The organism is Lacihabitans lacunae, assembly GCF_042649125.1.
Lineage (GTDB): Bacteria > Bacteroidota > Bacteroidia > Cytophagales > Spirosomataceae > Leadbetterella > Leadbetterella lacunae.
The window spans coordinates 146,250-168,758 of the sequence record NZ_JBHRYQ010000001.1; the positions used below are offsets into that span (position 1 = coordinate 146,250).

A 22,509-nucleotide genomic window follows, 5' to 3' on the forward strand; every position below is an offset into this window, starting at 1 on the left:
TATAAATTCGGATTATTCAAAATAATATTTTACAAAATAAGTAATGACTTAAATATTATTTAGTCATTATGGATATGGCATTTTTTAGGGAGAAAGTGCAATTTGGACTTAAAAGAATGATGGGATATTAAGGAACTTCAAAAGAATAGTGCCTTTCCTGGTGAAGGTCAAAATTTGCATATATGAAAAAAAAGTTCTATAAACTTTTAGTTGCTTTTTGTGAAAGTATGCTGTTTTATTATGAAAATATACGTTTTAAAAAACTCTTGTAAATAAAAATGGTCGCCCTTTTAAGTGAGCAACCATTTCTATTATTTCTTCTTAACTCTTAAAGTGCTGATCGGTATCTCTAAACAAGATATTGAAAGTGGTCATAGAGCCATAGCACCTCGAAATGTATTGCTGTAGGTCTACTTTGGTTTGGTCGTCGAGTTCTGAGGAGTTTATTTTTTGTTCCATTACGCGAAGTCGGTCACGTAGCATTACTATTTTATGGAAGAATGTCTCCACAGGTATTTCTTTTGAAGAGAGTCCCGTTTTTCCGGGCTCTAGTATCATTTTTCCGCCTTTCCATTTGTCTGCTATCGGAACTATTTCGGTAGCATCCATCCATTTTTGAAGTATTTTAGTAATCGACCGCTCCATGTCAAATATGCTCACTTTATCCGACTCAAAACCCGCATTTTCAATTACTTCAAACGCGGCATCTAATTTTACTATACGTATGCCGTCTTCTACAAACGTGACTTCGTAGCCATCTGATTTTATGTTAATTACCACACCCATGCCGTGTGTGTCGTGCTTAATTCGCGATCCAATTCCTAATAATTCCATTCTGATTTAGTTTTTACTTTTTTTAAAGAAGATTTCAAAACCTATGCCAAAGCCCACCGATTGATAATAAAATGACATTAAAGTTGTGTTTTGTTGATTATTCTATTTTTTAAATTTCTAAACAAAAAAGGTTTTACATAAAAAAAGAGAAACCGAATTGATGTTCAGTTTCTCTTAAATTGTAAATAAAAATAATCGTTTACTTTCCTTTTAAAGTTTTAAAAATCTGGTTGCCTACTTCTGTTCTAATGTTTAACGTCGATATTTTGTTATTATCCCTAGTCGGGTAAACTCGGTTACACAAGAATACATAAACTAAGTCAAATTTTGGATCAATCCATGTAAATGTGCCTGTGTAGCCCGAATGTCCAAAACTCCTTTCAGATGCCTCTTGAGGGCCATTGCTTATGTTTTTATTGAAGTCTAGTTTGTCAAAAGCGATGGCTCTGCGGTTTCCTTCATACGGGAATTGGTAGTCCGTGCATTCAGCCAAAACCTCAGGTTTGATATATTCTTTTCCACCAAAAGAACCTTTTTGAAGATACATTTGCATCAGTTTTAAGAGATCGTTTGCAGTTCCAAACAATCCAGCATGACCAGAAATTCCTTGAAGCATTCCGGCACCTTCGTCATGTACACGTCCGTGAATTTGCGTTTTTCTAAAAAGTGTATCTTTTTCGGTAGGCACTATTCTGTCTAAATCATAAAACCTTCTTGGATTGTAAGTCAATGTGCTCGCCCCAAGTGATTTATAAGTGGTTTTTAGATAAGTCTCCCAGTCTTTTCCAGTAATGAGAGGTACAAACTGTGGGTAGGTGTAATAGTGCAAATCGCTATACACATAGCCCTGTGATTTGTTTACCGGCGATTCTTTTATTTGATTCATGATAAAGGCCATTCTGTCTTTATTCATAAATAGCGTGTCAGCCACTTCTACACTATATTGCTCTGATTTTGTAGAAGAGAAAATTCCCTTTTTCCAGGTGATTGTTTTAGTGTTTAGACATTTGTTCCAAATGCTGAGGTCTTTTTTGTCTAAGGCAGCACTATAGTTTAAGGTGTATTTTGGTTCCTTTTTAAATAGTTTTTGGAAGAAATTTTGTTTTAAATATACCTTTTCAAAATTAGATGCTAAACTCGGATTTAAAGAAACCGCTTTTTGTAAAGTAGCCACACTATCTATGCAGTCCATCCAAAACGGAATCCAAGCTTTTAGACCCGATCGGTGCGTAAGCATATCTCTAAACTTCAGGTCGCCTTTGTTGCTGTCTTTAAACTCCGGATAGTAGTCTGCAAATGTTTTGTCTAAGTCAAAATGGCCTTCGCTCATGAGTTGCATAACTGCCAAAGCCGAGGTACTTACTTTGGTAACGGAGGCCATGTCGTATAGGTCGGTCATTCTCACCTCTCCTTTTTGGTAAGTTTCGGCGGTGTTAGTTTTTATGAATCCTTCGTCGTAGTTGGTGCGGTTGTCCATTACGTCAGACTTATTTCCAGTTTCGAAGTTTTGCTTCGTGTTTAGTCTTTTACGACCCTCTTTGGCTTCTTCAAAGGTTTGGTAGCCAAACGCTCTCTGATAAATCACCCTGCCGCTTTGGGCCACTTCCATTACGCCTCCCGGATATGCTTTTTCTTTTAAACCCAAGTTTATAACCGAGTCAATTCGTGTATTTAGCACGCGGGAGTCAAGACCGACCATTTCAGGTATTCCATACGAAAGTCTTTGTAGGTTTTGGGTGTTTTCTCCTGCACCAATTACATAGGTAGCATTTACCGTTACGGGGAGTTTTCCGTTGGTGTTTATTCCTCCAAAAACGGCCATAGCGGCGGCTTCTTCGGTATATTTGGTTAGCTGATTGGCCAATACAATGGCTTTGGCCTTATCTAGATTTTCGATTTTATCTAAAACATACGGATTTCCGAAAATTACAACAGTGGCAGTGTAATTGGCCAAAATCAGGTTGAGGATATTTTTGTTGGTTTCGTTGTATCCATAATTGGCTCCTGGCCTCACATTCTGCAAATGCAGCCCTACTATTAAGTTATCTGCTCCTTTAAGTTTTTGAATTCCCGCTACTATTTCCTCTCCAGTGGCTTTGGTCGAGAAGTTCACATTTTCGGTTTCGGTGTAGTTGGCGGCCATTTTCTGGAAACTACTTTCCGTTTCAGAATCGATAGAAACCACAACGGTTCTTTTGCTTAAATCTTTGATTGGTAAAATTTGCTCTTCGTTTTTAAGCGTAATCAAGGTTTTCTCGGCAAAAGTTCTGTTCAGGAAATCAGATTCAATGGTGTTTAAGTCCTCCACCAAATGCTCAATTTCTATCGGTTTGTAATTGTTTAAGCCCGCCCAAGCCTTTGCTTTCAGTATTTTTCTAACGCGAGCGTTTATTAATTCTATCGGAAGGGTTTTCTTGTTTATAGCATCTTTTATGGCGGCAACTGCTAGCGGCACATCCTCAAAAGTCTCCAATATATCATTTCCAGCAGCTAGAGCTTTTACCAGTGCTTCGCCATTGGGAAAGTTTTTGACCGCACCTTGCATATCCATGGCGTCAGTAAAAGTCAAGCCTTCAAAACCCATTTCTTTACAAAGTAACTCTGAGACTATTTTTTCTGAAAATGTAGAAGCCAGGTTTGGTGTGCTCTCTAAAGAGGGAATACTCAAATGTGCTGTCATGATGCCGCTAAGTCCGTTTTGGATCAAAAATCTATATGGATATAACTCATTTTCGGTTAAATGTTCTTTGCTATGCGTGATTACGGGCAAGTCATAATGTGAATCTACGCCAGTGTCTCCATGTCCTGGAAAATGCTTGGCAGTAGCCAAAATATGCTCGCTTTGGAGGCCATTCATATACGCAAAAGCCTTGTTTGTAACGGCTAATTTATCCTCTCCAAATGACCTGAAGTTTATTACCGGATTTTTGGGGTTATTGTTGATGTCTACCACAGGGGCGTAATTGACATGTATGCCCATTCTTTTGGAATGACGGCCAATCTCTTTTCCCATTCTATATATTAAATCATCGCCGCCTTGCATGGCTCCCAATGCCATTTGATAAGGAAACCTCACGGTGCTATCTAGTCGCATCGCCATGCCCCATTCCATGTCCATTCCTATCAGCATGGGCACTTTGCTCATGGCTTGCAGGTCGTTTACTATTTGGGCCTGCACAGTAGGTTGGCCTGCAAAAAACACCAATCCGCCAAGTTTGTAATCTCTCACCCAAGTTTTTAATTTTTCGGCATCGTAGCCTTTGCCAGAGGTATTTCCTCGGGGCATTATCAGCTGTCCTATTTTTTCCTCAAGTGTTAGGCTTTTCAGTGTGTTTTCTACCCAAAGCGAATCATAATGAACTAAAAAGTCAGTTTTTTTTTGGGAAAAAGCCTCTTTTGAAAAGAATAGTGTTAAAACTAAGATGAAACTAAGTGTATATTTCATTGGTAAGGTATTGGTTCAATGTTTCTCAAAGCTAAGAATTAAGTCATAAATAGGGAAATTTTAAAAGAAATATGAAGACAAAAGCCCCGTATTTTGCCTATAAAACGTAAGTTTTCTATATAATAATTAAAATATTTTAAAAATATGTTTCTAAATCTATTAATGCGGGCTATTTTTTTTGAAAAAACCTGTAATAAAAGAGTCCTGTTTTTAATTAAAACCCAAGAAAATTTCACATATTTGTTATAAAACTAACCTTCTAAACTTCATGAAAAAACTAAGTATACTTTTTACTTTTTTAACCATAAATTCCTTTGGACAGTCTTTCAATACATTTCCTGTTCAAACCCAAAAACCACCTTTACACGGTAAAAACTGGATGGCCATTACCGGGAAACCATTGGCTGCTACTGCCGGAGCTATGATATTTACCAAAGGCGGAAACGCAATAGATGCTTCATGTGCTATGTTGGCCGCCACTTGTACCATGTGGGATGTGCTCAGTTGGGGCGGCGAAACACAAGCTTTAATCTATAATCCGAAAACAAAAAAAGTGATTGCTATAAATGCACTCGGTGTGGCTCCTACGGGTGCTACGGCAGATTTTTATAAGTCAAAAGGATATAAATATCCCCCACAATATGGACCATTGGCGGCAGTTACCCCTGGTACCCCAGGTGGCCTTTTGACCATGCTGGCCGAATACGGCACCATGAGTTTAAAAGAAGTATTGGCACCTGCCATGGAACTTGCACAAGGCTACCCAATAGAAGGCCAAACTGCCAATGCCATAGAAAAAGGCAAAGACCAAATTAAGCAATGGCCGTATTCTAAAAAAGTATTTTTGCCGCACTTGGGCGAAGGCCGCGAGGCACCTGAGGCTGGGGAGATATTTGTGCAAAAAGAATTGTACGAAACCCTAAAAAAGTTAGTAGAAACCGAGCAGGCGGCATTGAAGAGTGGAAAGTCACGCAAGGATGCCATCTATGCGGCATACGACAGGTTTTACAAAGGAGATATAGCCAAAGAAATAGCCCGAGGCACGCAAGAGCAGGGCGGTTTAATTACCGAGCAGGACTTAGCCACATGGAAAGTGAAAATAGAAGAGCCGATGTCTACCAATTATAAAGGAATAGAAGTGTTTAAACTGCAGCAGTGGACACAAGGGCCAGTTATGTTACAGGCTTTAAATATGCTCGAAAACTTTGACTTGAAAAGTATGGGGTACAATTCTACGCGATATATTCATACACTTTATCAAACCATGAACTTGGCTTTTGCTGACCGGGATTTTTATTATGGTGACCCCGCTTTTGAACCCGAAGAGCCCATGAAAGGGTTGATGTCAAAGCAATACGCAAAGGATAGATTAAAACTAATCAATTGGGATAAAAACGACCCCAACGTAAAACCCGGCGACCCGTATCCTTACGAAAATAAAGTGAATCCGTATTTGGATCAAATTAAAGGTGAGAAGGTAGGGAAGATAAATGAAGGGCCTGTGGGCGGACAGTTTTTAGAAGATTTTACTGCCGGAACCACTTCGGTTATTTCGGCCGACAAAGAAGGTTGGGTGGTATCTATAACGCCGAGTGGCGGTTGGGTGCCGGCCTGTATAGCCGGAAACACGGGCGTGGGACTTAGCCAACGCATGCAATCGTTTGTGCTTGATGCTGCCGAAAATCCATTTAATGTGGTAGAGCCGGGCAAAAGGCCACGGGTAACTTTAACGCCAAGTATAGCACTTAAAGACGGAAAGCCTTTCTTGGCTTTTGCCAAACAAGCGGGCGATGAGCAAGACCAGCTATTGCTTCAGTTTTTCTTGAATATGGTGGAGTTTAACATGACCGTGCAAGAGGCCTGTGAGGCACCGAGCTTTAAAACTTATCAGATGTATTCGTCTTTTGGTGACCACGAAAAGAAACCTGGCTCATTGATGCTAAACGAGCAAATGCCACCTTGGATACGTAACGATTTATTAAATATGGGGTATAAATTAGAATACCAGCCCCGTACAAGTGGACCAATAAACGCTATATTTTTAGACTGGAAACACGGCACACTTTGGGGCGGGTCAAGTAACCACGGCGAAGACTACGGCCTAGGCTGGTAACTCGGTTTGGGAAGAAAACATATTTAACTCATAATATTGGCTCTGCGGCATTTGATTGTTGTGGAGCCAATTATTTTAAAAAGTATTCGGAAGATTTTTTATGAGAAGGAACAATGCCTTCTTTTTAAATTTCCTTTTATGAATGGAGGAGTATAGGCTCTTTTAAGGGTTTAGAGGTTTTTTTATGTTGAATATTTTACATTTCCCATAGAATAAAAAATGAGAATTATATTTGAGTTTCTAAGGAGTTTGGAAAAGAAAAAATAATTTAAAAAGAATTTAGTTATACCTTTTTGAACCAAATTCTTAATTTTTTGCATACCAAAATGGAATGGTGACATAGCTTGTCCATATTTTTTTAGGTAAACTATCTACTTCTAAGGCTTTAATGTGAATTAGGTTGCGGCCAATTTTGCAATTTTCCGAGCTGACATATGCACTTAAACCTTTAGATTTGGTAACTCCATGCTCAGTAAAATAGAACTCTACCGATTTTAAGGTAGAATCATTTATTGCTATTTTAAAGTAAGTATTAAAACAATCGGTGCGTGTTTTGTCTTTTAACGATCGGTTTGTCTTAACGTTATTTAACCTCATCCAAGCTCTCCAAATACTCGCCTGCTCGCTCTAAAAGGCGGGTTCTTTTCTCTTCAGGCATTTTGTCAAAACTACTTACTAACATTTTTAGTCTCGGGTTTTTATTAAAAAACGCCCTTTGTTTGTCCATAAAATGCCAGAAAAGAGCATCCCAAGTCTCAGTCCATGGAGCTTTTTTGTAATTACTCATTTTCAAAATGTAATTGCTGCCACTGATGTAAGGCTTGGTGGCCAAAAGTCCTCCATCGGCAAACTGACTCATGGCATACACATTGGGTACCATCACCCAGTCGTAGGCATCTATAAACAACTCCATAAACCAGCGGTACACTTCGTCAGGGTCAAATTCGCAGAGAATCATGAAGTTGCCTAAAATCATGAGACGCTCTATGTGATGGCAGTAGCCTGTTTTTAGTATTTTCTTTATAGTGTCATCTATGGGCTCTATGCCGGTAGTACCCTCATAAAATGCTTTGGGTATTTTCCTTTTGAAACCCCAAAAGTTCTTTGTTCGAGACTCCACACCTTTTAATTCATAAAATGCTCTGACAAATTCTCTCCAACCAATGAGTTGCCTTACGAGCCCTTCTGTGTCGTTTAATGGAGCATTTACATCTTCCGAATATCTTATTATTTGATTTATTACGTCATTAATTTCTAAAAGCCCCACATTTAATAAGGGCGACAATAAGCTGTGATGCAGCAGTATTTCCTCTTTGTGTATGGCGTCTTCATAGGTGCCAAAATCGGAAAATCTCTTTTCTAAAAAATCACTAAACCATTCTTTGGCTTCTTGGTGGGTACTTGGGTAGGTCCAAAAAGTATTTAGCTGGCCTAGGTTGTGTTCGAAGTATGTTTTGGTATAAGTTACAGCTTCGTTTAAATAAATATTTTGTAATGGAAAATTTACTGAAGGAGGTGTTTTTTGGGTAGGATACTTCTTTCTGTTTTCGTCGTCAAAGCTCCATTTGCCACCTTTAGGTTCGTTATTGGGTTCTAAAAGTATATTCCTTTGTTTGCGTTGGTTGATGTAAAACTCGGTTTGGAAAAAACGTTTTTTAGTCTTGAAATATGCAGTTAACTCTGATACGGAATTTAAAAATAGGGGAGACTCTTCAATCGTAATTTTGATCCTACTTTCGAAATATAACATTCGTTTTTTTAAGTAAAAGTCACTTGGGTCAAAGCAGTGTATTACAGAAGTGCCGACTTCTATCAAATGAGGCATTAGTTTCCTTATATCTGACAGCTCATTTTGACTTTCCACATAGGTGGTTTTATTAGGAAACTTACTAGTGATTAGGTTTTCGTAATACTTCATAGAGGCTCTATGAAATGCTATTTTAGCTTTATGAAAACTATATTGCTTAAAAAACAAGTATTCTTCTATAATATAAATAGAATCGTAATCACCCAGAAAATCAATGTCTTCAAACAAGTGATGTGGAAAAATAAGCCGAACTTTCATATGATTTTATAAAAAAAACAACCCCAATTTTGTAAAAAAAACTAATCTTAATTTCCAAATGGAAAAAAAATAAACATTATCCCTTTTGTCTCCTACATCGCTCGCTGCAGTACTTCACTTCCTCCCAGTTTTTCTCCCATTTCTTACGCCAGCTAAACTTTAGTCCACACACTGGGCAGGTTTTTTCTGGTAAATTTGCTTTAAGAACCCGTTTCATTTTAGATTTCAGTAGGCCATTTATCGGGCTTTGCATAACTAAGTCGCGAAAGTCGCTCGGTTTTATGATAGCTGTCTAAGCCACTAACGGTGAGACTTCCTGCCAGTTCAATATCTATAAATCCGTCGGTTTGAATGCACTTTTCAGGCACTTCTATTTTTACTATTTTACCGATAATCAGGCTAGTGCCATTTAGTTCAATATCTATTCTTTGCTGAAATTCACAACCAAGTTTAACTTCGCTCTCAGCCACAAAAGGTGCAAAGAAGTCATCCAAATAGCTAGTTTTCAGTTTTACGGCATCAAATTCAGAAATCTCTCTTGGGTATCTGGCGGAGGTTTGGTGGGCATTTTTATAGATACTCTCGTTGAGGTGATTGATGGTATAAAAACCCGTTTCCAATATGTTTTCTAAGGTATGACGAGGCGAAACATCAGGCCTAACGATAAAGGCACAGAGTGCCGGATTGGCTCCTATGTGAATAAACGAGTTAAAAATGGCAAGGTTAGTTTCTTTTTGTTTGTTTTGGGTTCCAACCAATATTACGCTCTTAAACCCGCCAAGTGAATTAATAAAAGACGCCCGATATCGCGTTTCCATTTGAAGTAAATCTTCGGTATCAAATACTTTTTTTTCGTGGTCTTGCATGTTTTTCTACTATTGAAGGGTTGTTTATTTTTACTGATTTGGTCTTTCTAAAGGCCCAAATCTTGTCTCTATTGTTCTTTATTTCTTTTTCAGGTTCGATTATCGGGGCCGGATATTCTGTACCTATTCTCACATTGGCGAGCTCTTGCTCCATCAGCGGCATTTTCCATGGTTCATGTATGTACTTATCGGGTACATTTTGCAGCTCAGGAATCCATTTTTTAATAAAAACACCATTTGGGTCATGCTCTTGTGATTGTTTGATTGGGTTGTAAATCCGAATCAAATTTATGCCTGTAGTGCCCGCCTGCATCTGAAACTGCGAATAGTGAATGCCCGGTTCGTAGTCTAAAAAAAGATTTGCCAAATGATAAACTCCTGACCGCCAGTCTAAAAACAAATGGTGGCATAAAAATGAAACCACCATGGCCCGCATTCTGAAATTTATCCAGCCGGTTTGCCAAAGTGCTCGCATGCAAGCATCTATGAGTGGTATACCTGTTTTTCCTTCTTTCCATGCCTGCAGAGCCTCATCGTTTTTATTCCAAACCACTTGATTGTAGGCTGCATTTAAAAAACGAGTTTCGTATTCACATTCGGTCTCGAATTTTTGAATGAAATGGCAGTGCCAGTGCAGTCTTGTGATGGCATTATCAATTGGCCGTTTGTACTTACCTGAGTTTTTTGCAGACTCCAACGCTTGATAAACCTGCTTGATTGATAAGTTTCCCCAAGCTAAATACGGAGAAAGCCTAGAGCACGATGTTCTGCTTTCTAGTGGTTTTGAAATATGCCTAGAATAATTCGCAGCTCTATGGTTAGTAAAAGTTTGGAGGTATTTTTGGCCGAAATCTTCGCCAGCAGGCTGATATTCTCTGGGGTACTTATTTAGTTCTTGTTCAAATTCGCCTGCAAGTGGAAATGGATTTACAAATTCAATAGATTTGCTTTCCGAAAATATATTTTTAAACTGCTCCGAGTGTGCCATTTGGTACCAAGCCTTATCCCAACCCGTTCTGTTTTTAATTCCTCTCAAAATTCCATCTCTCTGGAATTCTGTCCAAATTATATTATTTTCTTTTAGGAAAATTTTAACTGCCAAATCTCTATTGAAAGTAAGCTTTATACCGCTTTCTTGGTAACTAAATACTTTTTGGATCTCAAAATGTTCATTAAGATACGTAAAAGCATTTATTGCCTCGGCATACAATATATGCACTTTTTGGTTCGCAGCTTCTAATTTGCTTTGCATCTGCAAAATGCTATGATACTGAAATTGTAAATGCCTTAATGAAGTGTCAGGATAAGAAATGATAGTTGGTTCTATCAAATAGATAATGAGATATGGGGTTACCTCATATTCTGCCGCATACAATGCCGCATGGTCTTGGGTTCTCAAATCTCTTTTTAACCAAACGATATTTATTTTTTTTCTCTCCAAAACTTACATTTTGATACTCGACATACCACCGTCTACGTGCAAAATTTGTCCAGTTATCCAGCTGGACTTATCAGAGAGTAAAAAAGCCACCATTTCGGCTATGTCTTCTGGTGAGCCTATTTTCTTCAGCGGGTGGCGTTGGGCGTTGGCTTCTATTTTTTCTGGGGAGTTTAGCAGCGTTCCTGCTAAAGGTGTCTGTGTTATGGAAGGAGCGATAGCATTTACACGGATACTTGGAGCAAATTCCGCAGCCAAGGCTTTTGTAAGTCCTTCTAAGGCACCTTTTGAGGCTGCCACCAAACTATGGAAGTTAAAGCCAGACTGCACCGCAACTGTAGAAAAAAGTACGATAGAAGCTGCACCCGACTTTTTAAGTTTTGGCAAAACGGCTTGGATGATTTTGACCGCTCCTAAGACTTGTACTTCGTAATCTTCAATAAAGTCAGCTGATTTAAACCTTGTAAATGGTTTTAGATTAATTCTGCCAGGGGCATAAACAACGCCATCGAGGGTTTCCGGTAAAAAGCTCAAGTCTAAACTTTCGGCCGTTACATCTAAATGATGGTAATTTATGCTTTCTGCATCTGTTTTTTGGGAGTTAAAATAGGTTGCAAAAACCTGATTGCCGTTTTCTGCTAAAATCTTTACGGTAGCTGCTCCAATCCCCGAAGAGCCACCCACTATTAGGTAATTTTTCATATGGGGTAAACTTCCATAAAAGTGGAATTGTTTTACCCCATAGTCAAGTTTATTTTATGTATTTACTTAAGAAAAATATAGACTCTTTTTCTACTGTTTGGTAATCTTTTGAATGCACATAAGAAGCCATTACATGGTTTCCAGTATTTGGGAATGCCATTTTCTCTTTATTTTTACTGCCTAGTGTATCATACATTTTGAGTATGGCGGGTACTGACACCACCTTGTCTTGGTTTTCTTCGTCTTTGTAGTAGTAACCAACAAATACCGGTATATCTATTTTTTCAAACGTGGCAGGTACCATAAAAGTAGAAAGGAAGTTTTGGAGTTGAACCACGGCCTCTAATCTGTAGTGCATCGACCAATATTTAGGTTGAATTTCGTTTACTTTGGTGATATCGTTAAAGTTTTCGCCTTTCACCAATTTCGCTATTTGGTGTCCCCACGGTTTATCCAATAGTTTAGCGGAAGGGTCTGCTATCTCTATGCATGGGGAATATAAAGTTATTGTAGAAATTTCTGGGTGTTTTGAAGCCAAGTATAATGTTAAAGCCCCACCAAATGATGTCCCCACAATATGCACCTTTTTCCCAAGTTTTTGGGTGATTGCTAATGCCTTTTCTACTGATTCTATTGCTTTTTCGGCCGTAAAGTCAGACATGGTTTCATCTCCTAGGTCTATTCCGTGGCCTATTAGTCTGTTAAGATATAAGTTTCCTCCAAAATGCTTGGCAATATCTTGAATCACAGGGTCACCTTCCTCTTGACTAGCAGAAAATCCATGTAAATACAAAAAAGCGTTTTCAGTCATTTCTTTTTTGCTTGTGTCAGCCCAAATTATTCGAGCTTGGTTGTCAGGTTTAAGCCCCGGAGTCGATAACTCACTTTGGTTTATTAGGTCTTCTAGTTCTTGAGAAGCATCCGGTAAGTCAAACTTATACTCTTTTGTTGAAATTGAATTTGGTCTTGGCCCGAAAGCATAAATTACTCCGCCAACAACCAGGGTTGAAAGAATTATTAGAGTAGTTTTTTTCATTTTATGGTTAAAATAGGTTTGTTTTAAAAGCGATATCTGAGTTGTAATTTCATATCAGTTTTATTGTTTCCCGGCAACTGATCATTTCCGCTGCCAATATATGGCCTTTCGTTTACATTTGTATGCGAAAGTCGTATCCAAGCATCAATTTTATTGTTTATTGGCAATTTGCTAACCAAATAAAAACGCCAACCTCTACCATAATATGCCGGGAAAGAAACCGCATAAAGTACGTCATTTTCATAAGCATATATTCGACTGTTGTAATCATCTGTGTTAAAATAGGCCACTCTTGTTTTTATTTGAATTCGATTGACTTTGGCTTCAATGTCTTGGATTACAGCAAAGCCATTTGATTTTGCTCCGATTTTAAACCCGTTATATTGTATTTTGTTTTGAAGCGTTAAAAATCCCCGAAGAGTTTTGGAAGTTCCAAGCACAAGGTTGTTTCTGTATGTATCTATTAAAGTATTATAAGGTAACTCATTTTGTGGGTCGTTTCTTTGTTTTACCTCATGATGGAAAGCCAAAAATTGTGTAAAAGTTCGGTTCGGCTGTCTTGATATCCGTAGCTGATAATCATATCCTGAAGATGGGGCATCAATGCCGAATTTGAGCCAAGGGAACGTGAATTGGTCATAAAATCCAGTTAAAACCAATCCTTTTTTAGGTGTAAATTTTATGCCCGTATAAATCCCCTTTTCGTTGTTTGTTTGACTTCCTTCAGAAAAAGCCGAACCATAAAAACTGTGAAAGTTTTTTTGATAGTTTCGTGTGTTTATGGCCCATTCTATTTTTGAACTAAGGGCCGCCACTGCTCCAAGTACATATCCATACCCACCTGAACTAGACTTGGCGGCTTCGCCAAATATGTTAAAGTTTTGCCAGTTAATAGAAAAATTTGGCCCTAAAATAAAGTTAGAAGTTCCTTTAAATTGGAAATTATTGTAGGGTAAGTCTCTTTTTTGAAAATAATTGTCAAAGTTTGTTTTTAATGCAGAAAAGCCAAGTTGAATATGATCTACTCTGTACAAAACATTGGCTCCAACATTAGTTTCTGAAACAGTTTTTCTATTCGCTATTTCAGTTTCTGTTCGGTGAAAACCGCTACTCAAAATACTGCTAAAAAAAGTTTGCTCGTCTTCAGTATCAGGGTCTAGGCCAGATGCGTCTCTTTTGTTGTGGGAAACCATGGTGGTAAGTTCTACATTTCCCTTTTTTAGGGTTACTGCTCCTCCTCTCATGTTGAGGTTTTCTACCACTGAATTATATGGTTTTATGCCTAAGTTGCTTCTTCTTGTGGTATATATTGGCTCAGATCCTTTACCGGCAGCAAAACCAGCTGAAAAAATCAACCCTTGACCAAACTGGGTAAGGTAGTCGCCCAAAACTGCATTTTTTATGATTCCTTTGTTTTGTACTTGGATATGGAAATTAAAATAATCGAGCAAGTTGGTTTCTCCGGGGTCTTTTTCAGAAACAAAACCAAGACTAAAATCCTTGGAGTGGCTCATTCTAAGTCTGGTATATACCCGTTGGGGCGAACCCAAATATTTATTTTCGGTATAAGCTTTAGATTTTTGTAAAGTTTGGTCCATTCTCAAGACCAAATAGCTATCTGTAGCTCGCATTTTCAGGTTTCTAATATTTGGCGTTTTAAAAGTTGGGTTAACCACCACGAAGGGTAATAACTGGCGAATGGTTTCCATAGAAAGTCCCTCAACGGCTTGTAACTCATATATACTTAGAAAGTCTCCAAATTTCTGTCTGTGGGTCAAAATTGCATTAGTCTCTGATTCTGACAAAATAAATAAACTTTGGAGTTGATTGATGTCCGCCTTGTTTAGGTTTATCGGGTTTTGTACCAAGGTAAAAAGATTCTCATAGATATCTTCGTAGTCTACATCTTCGGTTTGAAAAGGGGTGAGTTTTAGAATGTATTCATTTAAATCAATCTCTGGTCGTTGAAAATTTTGAGCATTTGTTATTCGAGAAATACAAAAAACTAGACATATATGAAGTAAAAGTTTTTTATTCATTTGGCTTCAAAAATTGGAGTGAAACATTATTTGAAAGTCCAAAGTTTGGGTGTGTGTTTGTAGCATAATCAAATTTGAATTTTTGGAGGTTTATTCCAATTCCAAAATGAATAGAACGGACATTAGGGTCTACTCCGGAGCTGATACTCAAGTTTGGCCGAATTGTATAGCACATTCCCAGCCTGATGTTTGGTTTTTGGCTAACTGGATATATAAGTTGAGAGGTAAAATTCACTTTTTCAGAAGGCATCCAGCTTAAGCCTACGTTTATCACTGTCGGTAGTACTTGGCTGTCATAAAGTGCAGCTCTTGTTAGGTTTATTACGTGCAAACCCACATTTAATTGGCTGTTTAGTGCAGTTAAAATTCCAAATTCGCTTAATAGGGTTTGTTTGCTACTGAGTCCTTCTATTCCATTATTTAGATAGGATGCTTTTATGCCTAGAGCTATTCGGTCTATTTTTTTCGAAAACGCCATCCCGATTTGAGATTCATGATAAAGTTCATCTCCAAATTTATCGGCAGAAATTCCTATGGTTCCAACTTTTAGTGTGTATTGTCCCCACAGTCCAACAGTTTGAAATCCCGCTACAGGCAATATTTTTTGAAATCCTACCCCAATTCCATCCACTTTAAGGAAAGACATTGCCGCTGGATTAGTATAAACAGAAGCTAAACTTGGTTTGGCCACGGCGGAATTTGCCTGCCCCCAAACGTCAGCCGTTTGATAGGAATATTGAGCAGAAGTGGTCAATATTGAATGGGAAAAAAGTAGAAAGAAGTAGAGTTTCTTCAAATTGTGCTTGTGCTTATTTATGGTTTAATTTCTAAATTAATAAAAAACTCAGAATTTTAAAACAAAAAAAAGCCGATTTTTTCAAATCGGCTTTTAAATAAATACCTTGATAACTAGACGTTAAATCTAAAATGCATTACGTCGCCGTCGTTTACTATATATTCTTTTCCTTCTATTCTTAGTCTGCCGGCTTCTTTACATGCCGCTTCAGTTACATATTTAATTCTATCATCAAACGAGATAACCTCAGCTTTGATAAATCCTTTTTCAAAGTCAGTGTGAATCACACTTGCTGCTTGAGGTGCTTTCCAGCCTTTTTCTATGGTCCATGCTCTTACTTCTTGCACACCAGCTGTAAAATATGTAGCAAGATTAAGAAGTTTGTAAGCCGATCTTAATAGTCTATTTAAACCAGGTTCGGTCATTTTGTATTCTTCCATAAACATGGCTTTGTCGTCAGCGTCTTCAAGTTCAGCTATTTGTGCTTCTATTGAGTTATTTAAAATAATCATTTCAGCTCCTTCCTCATCTGCTACTTTTTGTAACATTTCTGAGTATTTATTACCCGTGTGCATCGAAGGCTCGTCTACATTGGCAACATATAGCGTTGGTTTGATGGTAAGCAAAAACAAATCAGCAATAGCCGGAAGTTCTTCTTTAACCAAACCAAGCTGTCTTACGTTTTTACCTTGCTCTAACCAAGACTTTACTCTTTCAAGTATGTCTAATTCTATTTTTGCTAAAGGATCTCCGCCTACTCTTGCTTGTTTGGCTATTTTTTGTATTTTCTTTTCAACACTTTCTAAGTCTTTCAACTGTAGTTCAGTGTCAATTATTTCTTTGTCAGATACCGGATTAATAGCTCCTTCTTCTCTCAAAACATTTTCGTCTTCGAAACATCTAACTACATGTATGATTGCATCTACTTCTCTGATGTTACCTAGAAATTTATTACCAAGGCCCTCACCTTTACTAGCTCCTTTTACTAAACCAGCAATGTCTACAATCTCAATTTGAGTAGGCACCACCTTGTTTGGTTTTACAATTTCAGCTAATTGATATAAACGGTTGTCTGGAACATCCACTAGGCCCGTGTTTGGGTCTATCGTACAAAATCTGTAATTGCTCGCTTGTGCTTTTGCACTTGTAGAAACTGCATTAAACAAAGTAGATTTTCCTACATTTGGCAATCCCACTATTCCTGTCTTAAGGGCCATATATTCTTAAATTTTCCGCAAAATTACGTCAAATTAAGTTATCCTCAAAATTAGCTGCTTGAACATGCACCGCTTTTGTAGTTTTATTTCTTAAATTAAGGTTTAAATATATCTAAAATGAAGAATAGACTGTTTTTAGCTTTTGCCGTTACTTTAATATTTATTTCAAATTCCGTGGTTTTTGGACAAAAAAGGGATCTGAAACTACAAGAGAAATTAGAATTATTAACTGCGAGCTTCGAGGGAGAAGTGGGTATTTATGTGATCAACTTAAAAACTAATCGAGTTGCTTCCATTAATCAGAAAGAAACATTCCCAACAGCAAGTATGGTCAAAGTGCCGATTATGGTAGGGGTTTTTGAAAAAATAACAAAGGGGGAATTAAAATATGATTCCGTTTTGACTTACTCGGAAGCTATCAAATACGATGATGGAATAACGGGGTCGCTGAAAGACGGCTCAAAGGTTCCGCTTGCAGAAGTGATTTGGCTTATGGAAACTTTGAGTGATAACACAGCAAGCCTCTGGTTACAAGGAATAGTAGGTGGCGAAAATATTAATAATTTGATGGATAGCTTAAACTTGAATAGCATTAAGGTAAATAGCAGAACTCCGGGCAGGAAATCCGATTGGGAAAAATACGGATGGGGGCAAACCAATCCAGAAGATATGGCAATGTTATTAGTGAAAATCAGAAATCAGGGAATGTTTTCTAAAGCTGCATCAAATAGAATGTATAGAACGCTGGGGAATCAGTTTTGGGACGGTGAAGGTTTATCTCAAATACCAGAAAGTGTAAAGTTTGCATGTAAAACTGGAGCAGTGGATGCCTCTCGCTCAGAAGTCGCTCTTATTCATGCACCTCATGGTGAATATGCCTATTGTGTGGTAACTAAAAATCAAAAAGATATTTCTTGGGAAAGGGGAAACGCTGGCTATGAATTAATCAGAAATGTAGCCGCTGTGCTTTGGAGGCATTTTGAGCCGAAGTCAGCTTGGAAACCAACGAAAGATTATGATAAATGGTACTAAACAGAAATGCTTATAAACAAAGAAAGCCTCCGTAGGAGGCTTTCTTTTGAAATATTCTTCAAAAGGAAATTAATATCTTTCTCTTCTTTGAGGTCTTTCGCCTTTAGGCTCAGCAACTTTAACAACAATTGTACGTCCGTCTAATTCGGTTTCGTTCAAAGTGTTGATTGCATTTTTCGCTTCGTCGTCATTTGGCATTTCAACAAAACCGAAACCTTTAGAACGGCCTGTGAATTTGTCAATGATAACTTTGGCTGAATCTACAGTTCCAAATTCTTCAAATGCACCTAATAAAGTGTCATCAGAAGTGTCGTAATTTAATTTTGCTACGAAAATGTTCATAAAATAAATAAATAAAAAATTAATACTAGAGCTAAAACATCGAAGCAAAATCAAAGGGAATCTGTAAATACCAAAGAGTGCAAGCGAAATAAGAACTCGAAAACGTTTCAAAGGTAACAGTTTTAATTTAATCTGCAAGCCTTTATCTAAAAATATTTAGTTTATTTTCAAAAATGTTTATTTAAAGGTCAAAGTCAATCAAAATCCTTATCTTTTACGAACTTATATTGGTTGGCTACAGACAAAACTTCCATATTTTTAAACTTTCAGATATGAAGTACTGTCTTTAATAAGTTTCGATTTTTATTTCAAATAAATATTTTTCACAACAATAAAATGCCCAAGTCGTTTTATATTTGTTTTTAGCAAAAGTTAAATTGCCTTTAATGAAACCCAATAGCATGAGTCAGAATAAAAAAGTAGTAATTAATCAAATAAAATTTTTCAGTTTTTTGATTCTTTTTTTTGTGTCGTGCCCATCATTTGCTCAAATAAAAAATTATAAGAGGGGACTAAATAGTTTTCAAAATGGATATTACGATATCGCAATCCAAGAATTTTTAAAGGTAAAAGAATTAGACACACCTCAATTGGTTGACCTCAATCTCAAAATTGCAGACGCCTACAGATTAACCAATAGGTGGATTGAAACCATACCTTACTACGAAAAAGCATTCACATTAGGTAGTACGGATGCCGATGCCATATTTAACTATGCATATGCACTTAAAGCCAACGAAGAATACACAAAAGCCAAAGCTAAATTTGAAGAATATATTGCACTAAAGCCAGATAATAAAGTATATCTAGAAAGAGCACTGAGAGAAACAAATACCCTTCAAATGATTGAAGATATTAAATCTAAGAAGACCGATTTGGAATTTAAAAACCTTACCAGCTTAAATTCGGAAGGAATTGAGTTCTCTGGAATTGTGCAGGGTGGTTATTTGGTTTATTCGGCTTCCAAAAAAGACAAAATCTATGCAAACGGACTTCCTTATTTAGGAATTTATAAATCAAAGGTGGATCCAAATTTAGAGACATTTGGCCCAGCGGAGCCATTTAGTAAAAACATAATGGATCCTGAGCGAAATGAAGGTACACCTACTTTTACGCCAGATGGCAAAACTATGGTTTTTGCTAGAGGAAATTCAGGCAAAAGAAAAGATATTTCGCCTGATGTAGACTTATATATCAGTAGATTAGTTCCTAACGAAGGTTGGACAGAACCCAAGCTAGTGAGTGCCTCTGATTCTTTGGCTTGGGACGGCTCTCCTGCATTTTCAAGAGATGGTAAAACACTTTATTTTTCTTCAAATAGAAGCGACGGTATCGGTGGGCTAGATATATATAGGGTTAACATGGATGCTTCAGGCAGATTCGGTAATCCGGTAAATATGGGCAAAGCTATTAATACTGCGGGAGATGAAATGTTTCCATTTGTAACCTCAGACGGTAAGTTATATTTTGCTTCTGATGGTCACCCTGGTTTGGGAAAGTTAGATCTTTTTGTAGCCGAAAGAAAAGCAGGAAAGATATCTGTAGACAATATGGGCCTGCCGTTTAACTCTTCAATGGATGACTTTGGTTTATCTATTGACGAAGTCGGAAATATATTTTTTACATCTAACAGGACTGGAGGAAAGGGAAACGATGATATTTATTACTACCAAGCTCCAAAAGCCCCTAAGGATGAAACTTCAGAAGCGGAGCCTTCGAATCCTTTAGCATCTATCAATGATAATCCACAAAGCGGGGACTTGAAAGTGGTTAATTACTATTTAGAAGGAGAAGTGGCCGCATTGATAAAAGACAAAAAACAACTTTTAGATTCTGCTAGAGTGAGGATTTTTAAGTTTGAAGGTGGCATAGAGGAGTTAGTTGCTCAGTTTGAAACTCAAAATGGAAAATTTGGCCCCCAAAAATTAGAAGAAGACACAGATTATATTGTATTAGTGGACAAAGCAAAATATTTAACCAAACGCGAGAACTTCTCCATGTATGGAAGGAATATCCCGCAAGCACTACTTAAAAAGCCAGTTACAGATACCACCTATCACACTAACATTAACTTAGAGCAAGTATTTATTGGTAAAACCTTTAGGCTTGAAAATATTTATTACGATCTAGATAAGTTCGACATTAGAGACGATGCTGCCAAAGAACTGGATAAACTCGTCCAGATTTTGAGAGACAATCCGAGTATAAAAATTGAGTTAGGCTCACATACTGATAGTAGAGGTACTGATATTTATAACATCAGGCTTTCTCAAAAAAGAGCGGAATCCGTTATTAATTATTTATCAATAAAAGGTATCAGCAAAGAGCGGCTATCGGCCAAAGGTTACGGTGAAACGGAGCTGATTGTTCAAAATGCCAAAACAGAAGAAGAACACCAAGTAAACAGAAGAACTGAGTTTAAAGTATTGGAGATAGACCAAACTTCAGAGATGTAGTATTAGCTCGTTTTTTATTCAACCTTTTTATATAAACCATTCATGAAACTAATTTTTAGCTTACTCATCAGTATGTTGGCCTTTGAAACTTTTGCTCAAACTGTCATTCCTTTATATTCTGATGGAGTGCCAGGTTTAAAACCGAATCTCTCTATTTCGGAAGAAAGTATTACGAATCCGAAGGATGGAATTACTCGAAAGAGACAAATTACAGAACCTTCGCTTACTGTTTTTAAACCCAAAAATAATCCTTCAAAAGCTTCTGTGATTATTTGTCCAGGAGGTGGGTATCATATTTTGGCATGGGATCATGAGGGCACTTCCGTAGGAGAGTGGTTTGCCCAGCGTGGAGTTACAGCTTTTGTTTTAAAATATAGATTGCCAGATGACGAAATGTATGAAAACGCCGAAATAAGGCCTTTGCAAGACGCCCAGCAAGCAATAGTATATGTAAGAAAAAACGCGACTAAATATGGTTTAGATGAATCAAAAGTGGGGATAATGGGTTTTTCTGCCGGTGGGCATTTAGCTTCAACTGCAGCCACGCATTTTAATACTCAAGTAGGAGAACTTACAGATGATAAAATAAGTGTGCGTCCTGATTTTACTATTTTGATGTACCCCGTAATTTCACTTTCAGACAGATATGCTCACATGGGCTCTAGAAATAATTTGATTGGAGAAAATCCGAGTATCGAGAAAATAGAATTTTATTCCAATGAACTTCAGGTTTCGGCTGAAACGCCTCCTGCTTTTTTGGTACATGCTTTTGATGATGGCGTAAGGGTAGAAAACAGTATTGAATATTACAAAGCTTTGAAAAAGTTTAATGTGCCTTCTGAAATGCACCTTTATGATGCCGGAGGGCATGGGTTTTCTATGAAAAAATCAAATAAAGGTCCAGTGGCTACTTGGCCAAATAGGCTTGAGGACTGGATGAAGGCACATAAATGGATGTGATGGCTTTTTTTGGTCAACCATTTAATAAAAAAGGGGTTTGATATTTTTATTATTATCTACTAAAGAGTAATTTTATATCAAGAAAAAAACGAAAACAACAATATTATGAAAAAAGCAATACTTACTTTAGGAATGGCCGTAGCTGTATCTTCTAGTTTTGCTCAGGTGGTAAACTCTACCAAAATCCATATCAGCGAAGGAGCATTAGTTAGTTTTGGCTCTGAGGTTGTAAACAATGGAGAAATCTCAAACAACGGTAAAGTTCACTTAAGAGGAGACTTAAAAAACAATGCTTCGTTAATCTCAAAAGGTTCTGTAGTAATAGACGGCCAAGGTGCTCAGACTATTTCTGGAACTGAAAAAGTTGAGTTTTCGAAAGTAGAAATAAACAATGATGTTAATCTTCAAACGCCAATTAAAGTAAACGAAGAGGCAGTTTTCCAAAAGGGAATAGTTTCGTCGTATAACAATTCGGGTGTTGAGTTTTCTGCTGATGCTACACATTCTGGAGCGTCTGATTATTCTCACGTAGCTGCACCAGTTTCTAAAACTGGAAATGGCTCGTTTGATTTTCCAGTTGGTGATGGAGCTTCTTACAGATCATTTAATGCATCAAACTTAAAAGGAAATACTGTAGAAGCAAGGTATGTAGCAAACAATCCTTTGGATGTTAATAACACACTTGACTACAATGTGGAAGAAATTAGCCAAACTGAATACTGGGTTTTAAAATCATCTTCTGATGAGGCAGTTAACGTGAACCTGAAAAATGGTGACGGTATAGCACACATTAAAAATGGTGTTTGGGTAAAAGACAATAATTCTTTAAAAGGCACAAAAGATGGCTCTATTTTTACTTCAGGTAAAAGTAAGGATTTTGTGAAAGAGATTGGAGTTTGGCCTAACCCTACAAAAGGTGAGTTTAACTTAAAACTAACTGGAATGAGAGATACTGACAAGATAATGGTTGATATCACAAATCAAGACGGTAGAGTGATTATGAAAATGAATGGCTCGGTAAAAGAATTGAGAAAAGCATATACTCTTCCAGCAGGAATGGTTACAACTAACCTTACTGTTAGGGTAATAAATGGAACTGAGGCAATGACTCAAAATTTGATTTTGAATAGATAATCTAGGCCAAAATTAAAATATATAAAAAGGGAGT

The 22,509-nt window shown here is 37.4% G+C and carries 18 protein-coding genes; 5 read left to right on the forward strand and 13 right to left on the reverse strand.

The features are described 5' to 3' along the window. Window positions 1-321: 321 nt before the first annotated feature. Window positions 322-834, reverse strand: coding sequence for a hypothetical protein (locus ACFOOI_RS00525; RefSeq protein WP_379833733.1), 513 nt, complete (start codon window positions 832-834; stop codon window positions 322-324). Between the two features lie 199 nt (window positions 835-1,033). Then, window positions 1,034-4,279, reverse strand: coding sequence for a glycoside hydrolase family 3 N-terminal domain-containing protein (locus ACFOOI_RS00530; protein WP_379833736.1), 3,246 nt, complete (start codon window positions 4,277-4,279; stop codon window positions 1,034-1,036). Window positions 4,280-4,547: 268 nt separating this feature from the next. Between ACFOOI_RS00530 and ACFOOI_RS00535 the strand changes: the two genes are divergently transcribed. After that, on the forward strand, window positions 4,548-6,392 hold the full coding sequence (locus ACFOOI_RS00535) for a gamma-glutamyltransferase family protein (RefSeq protein WP_379833739.1): 1,845 nt from the start codon (window positions 4,548-4,550) through the stop codon (window positions 6,390-6,392). A gap of 306 nt (window positions 6,393-6,698) precedes the next feature. On the opposite strand, the gene ACFOOI_RS00540 is transcribed toward ACFOOI_RS00535, so the two are convergent. The 10 genes from ACFOOI_RS00540 to ychF all read right to left on the reverse strand — a co-directional run bounded on the left by ACFOOI_RS00540 (window position 6,699) and on the right by ychF (window position 16,551). After that, window positions 6,699-6,989 carry a hypothetical protein gene (locus ACFOOI_RS00540; RefSeq protein ID WP_379833742.1) on the reverse strand — a complete coding sequence of 97 codons (291 nt, stop codon included), beginning with the start codon at window positions 6,987-6,989 and terminating at the stop codon, window positions 6,699-6,701. Next, the gene (locus tag ACFOOI_RS00545) at window positions 6,976-8,457 is read right to left on the reverse strand and encodes a cryptochrome/photolyase family protein (RefSeq protein ID WP_379833744.1); all 1,482 of its coding nucleotides are present in this window, start codon (window positions 8,455-8,457) and stop codon (window positions 6,976-6,978) included. The genes ACFOOI_RS00540 and ACFOOI_RS00545 overlap by 14 nt, the downstream gene beginning before the upstream one ends. A 76-nt stretch (window positions 8,458-8,533) precedes the next feature. Then, window positions 8,534-8,710, reverse strand: coding sequence for a DUF2256 domain-containing protein (locus tag ACFOOI_RS00550; protein ID WP_379833746.1), 177 nt, complete (start codon window positions 8,708-8,710; stop codon window positions 8,534-8,536). Next, window positions 8,676-9,323, reverse strand: a complete 648-nt coding sequence (locus ACFOOI_RS00555) for a flavin reductase family protein (protein ID WP_379833748.1) — start codon at window positions 9,321-9,323, stop codon at window positions 8,676-8,678. The genes ACFOOI_RS00550 and ACFOOI_RS00555 overlap by 35 nt, the downstream gene beginning before the upstream one ends. Continuing rightward, the gene (locus tag ACFOOI_RS00560; protein ID WP_379833751.1) at window positions 9,295-10,764 is read right to left on the reverse strand and encodes a cryptochrome/deoxyribodipyrimidine photo-lyase family protein; all 1,470 of its coding nucleotides are present in this window, start codon (window positions 10,762-10,764) and stop codon (window positions 9,295-9,297) included. The genes ACFOOI_RS00555 and ACFOOI_RS00560 overlap by 29 nt, the downstream gene beginning before the upstream one ends. Before the next feature lie 3 nt (window positions 10,765-10,767). Next, window positions 10,768-11,463 carry an SDR family NAD(P)-dependent oxidoreductase gene (locus ACFOOI_RS00565; protein ID WP_379833754.1) on the reverse strand — a complete coding sequence of 232 codons (696 nt, stop codon included), beginning with the start codon at window positions 11,461-11,463 and terminating at the stop codon, window positions 10,768-10,770. A 49-nt stretch (window positions 11,464-11,512) separates the two neighbouring features. Further along, window positions 11,513-12,499: an alpha/beta hydrolase gene (locus tag ACFOOI_RS00570; RefSeq protein WP_379833757.1), complete on the reverse strand. Its 987-nt coding sequence runs from the start codon at window positions 12,497-12,499 to the stop codon at window positions 11,513-11,515. Window positions 12,500-12,522: 23 nt separating this feature from the next. Further along, the gene (locus ACFOOI_RS00575) at window positions 12,523-14,538 is read right to left on the reverse strand and encodes a ComEA family DNA-binding protein (protein ID WP_379833760.1); all 2,016 of its coding nucleotides are present in this window, start codon (window positions 14,536-14,538) and stop codon (window positions 12,523-12,525) included. Further along, window positions 14,531-15,292: a hypothetical protein gene (locus ACFOOI_RS00580; RefSeq protein ID WP_379833763.1), complete on the reverse strand. Its 762-nt coding sequence runs from the start codon at window positions 15,290-15,292 to the stop codon at window positions 14,531-14,533. The genes ACFOOI_RS00575 and ACFOOI_RS00580 overlap by 8 nt, the downstream gene beginning before the upstream one ends. A gap of 155 nt (window positions 15,293-15,447) precedes the next feature. Then, on the reverse strand, window positions 15,448-16,551 hold the full coding sequence (gene ychF / locus ACFOOI_RS00585; RefSeq protein WP_379833765.1) for a redox-regulated ATPase YchF: 1,104 nt from the start codon (window positions 16,549-16,551) through the stop codon (window positions 15,448-15,450). 117 nt (window positions 16,552-16,668) lie between these two features. Here ychF and ACFOOI_RS00590 point away from each other — a divergent pair, with 117 nt between their 5' ends. Continuing rightward, window positions 16,669-17,583 carry a serine hydrolase gene (locus tag ACFOOI_RS00590; protein ID WP_379833768.1) on the forward strand — a complete coding sequence of 305 codons (915 nt, stop codon included), beginning with the start codon at window positions 16,669-16,671 and terminating at the stop codon, window positions 17,581-17,583. 69 nt (window positions 17,584-17,652) lie between these two features. Here the strand turns inward: ACFOOI_RS00590 and ACFOOI_RS00595 are convergent, their stop codons facing one another. After that, complete coding sequence (locus ACFOOI_RS00595; protein ID WP_379833771.1) at window positions 17,653-17,925, reverse strand: RNA recognition motif domain-containing protein; 273 nt, start codon at window positions 17,923-17,925, stop codon at window positions 17,653-17,655. 401 nt (window positions 17,926-18,326) lie between these two features. Between ACFOOI_RS00595 and ACFOOI_RS00600 the strand changes: the two genes are divergently transcribed. The 3 genes from ACFOOI_RS00600 to ACFOOI_RS00610 all read left to right on the forward strand — a co-directional run bounded on the left by ACFOOI_RS00600 (window position 18,327) and on the right by ACFOOI_RS00610 (window position 22,475). Beyond that, window positions 18,327-20,381, forward strand: a complete 2,055-nt coding sequence (locus tag ACFOOI_RS00600; RefSeq protein ID WP_379833773.1) for an OmpA family protein — start codon at window positions 18,327-18,329, stop codon at window positions 20,379-20,381. Between the two features lie 42 nt (window positions 20,382-20,423). Then, on the forward strand, window positions 20,424-21,341 hold the full coding sequence (locus tag ACFOOI_RS00605; protein WP_379833775.1) for an alpha/beta hydrolase: 918 nt from the start codon (window positions 20,424-20,426) through the stop codon (window positions 21,339-21,341). A gap of 105 nt (window positions 21,342-21,446) precedes the next feature. After that, on the forward strand, window positions 21,447-22,475 hold the full coding sequence (locus ACFOOI_RS00610; RefSeq protein ID WP_379833778.1) for a hypothetical protein: 1,029 nt from the start codon (window positions 21,447-21,449) through the stop codon (window positions 22,473-22,475). Window positions 22,476-22,509: the final 34 nt, after the last annotated feature.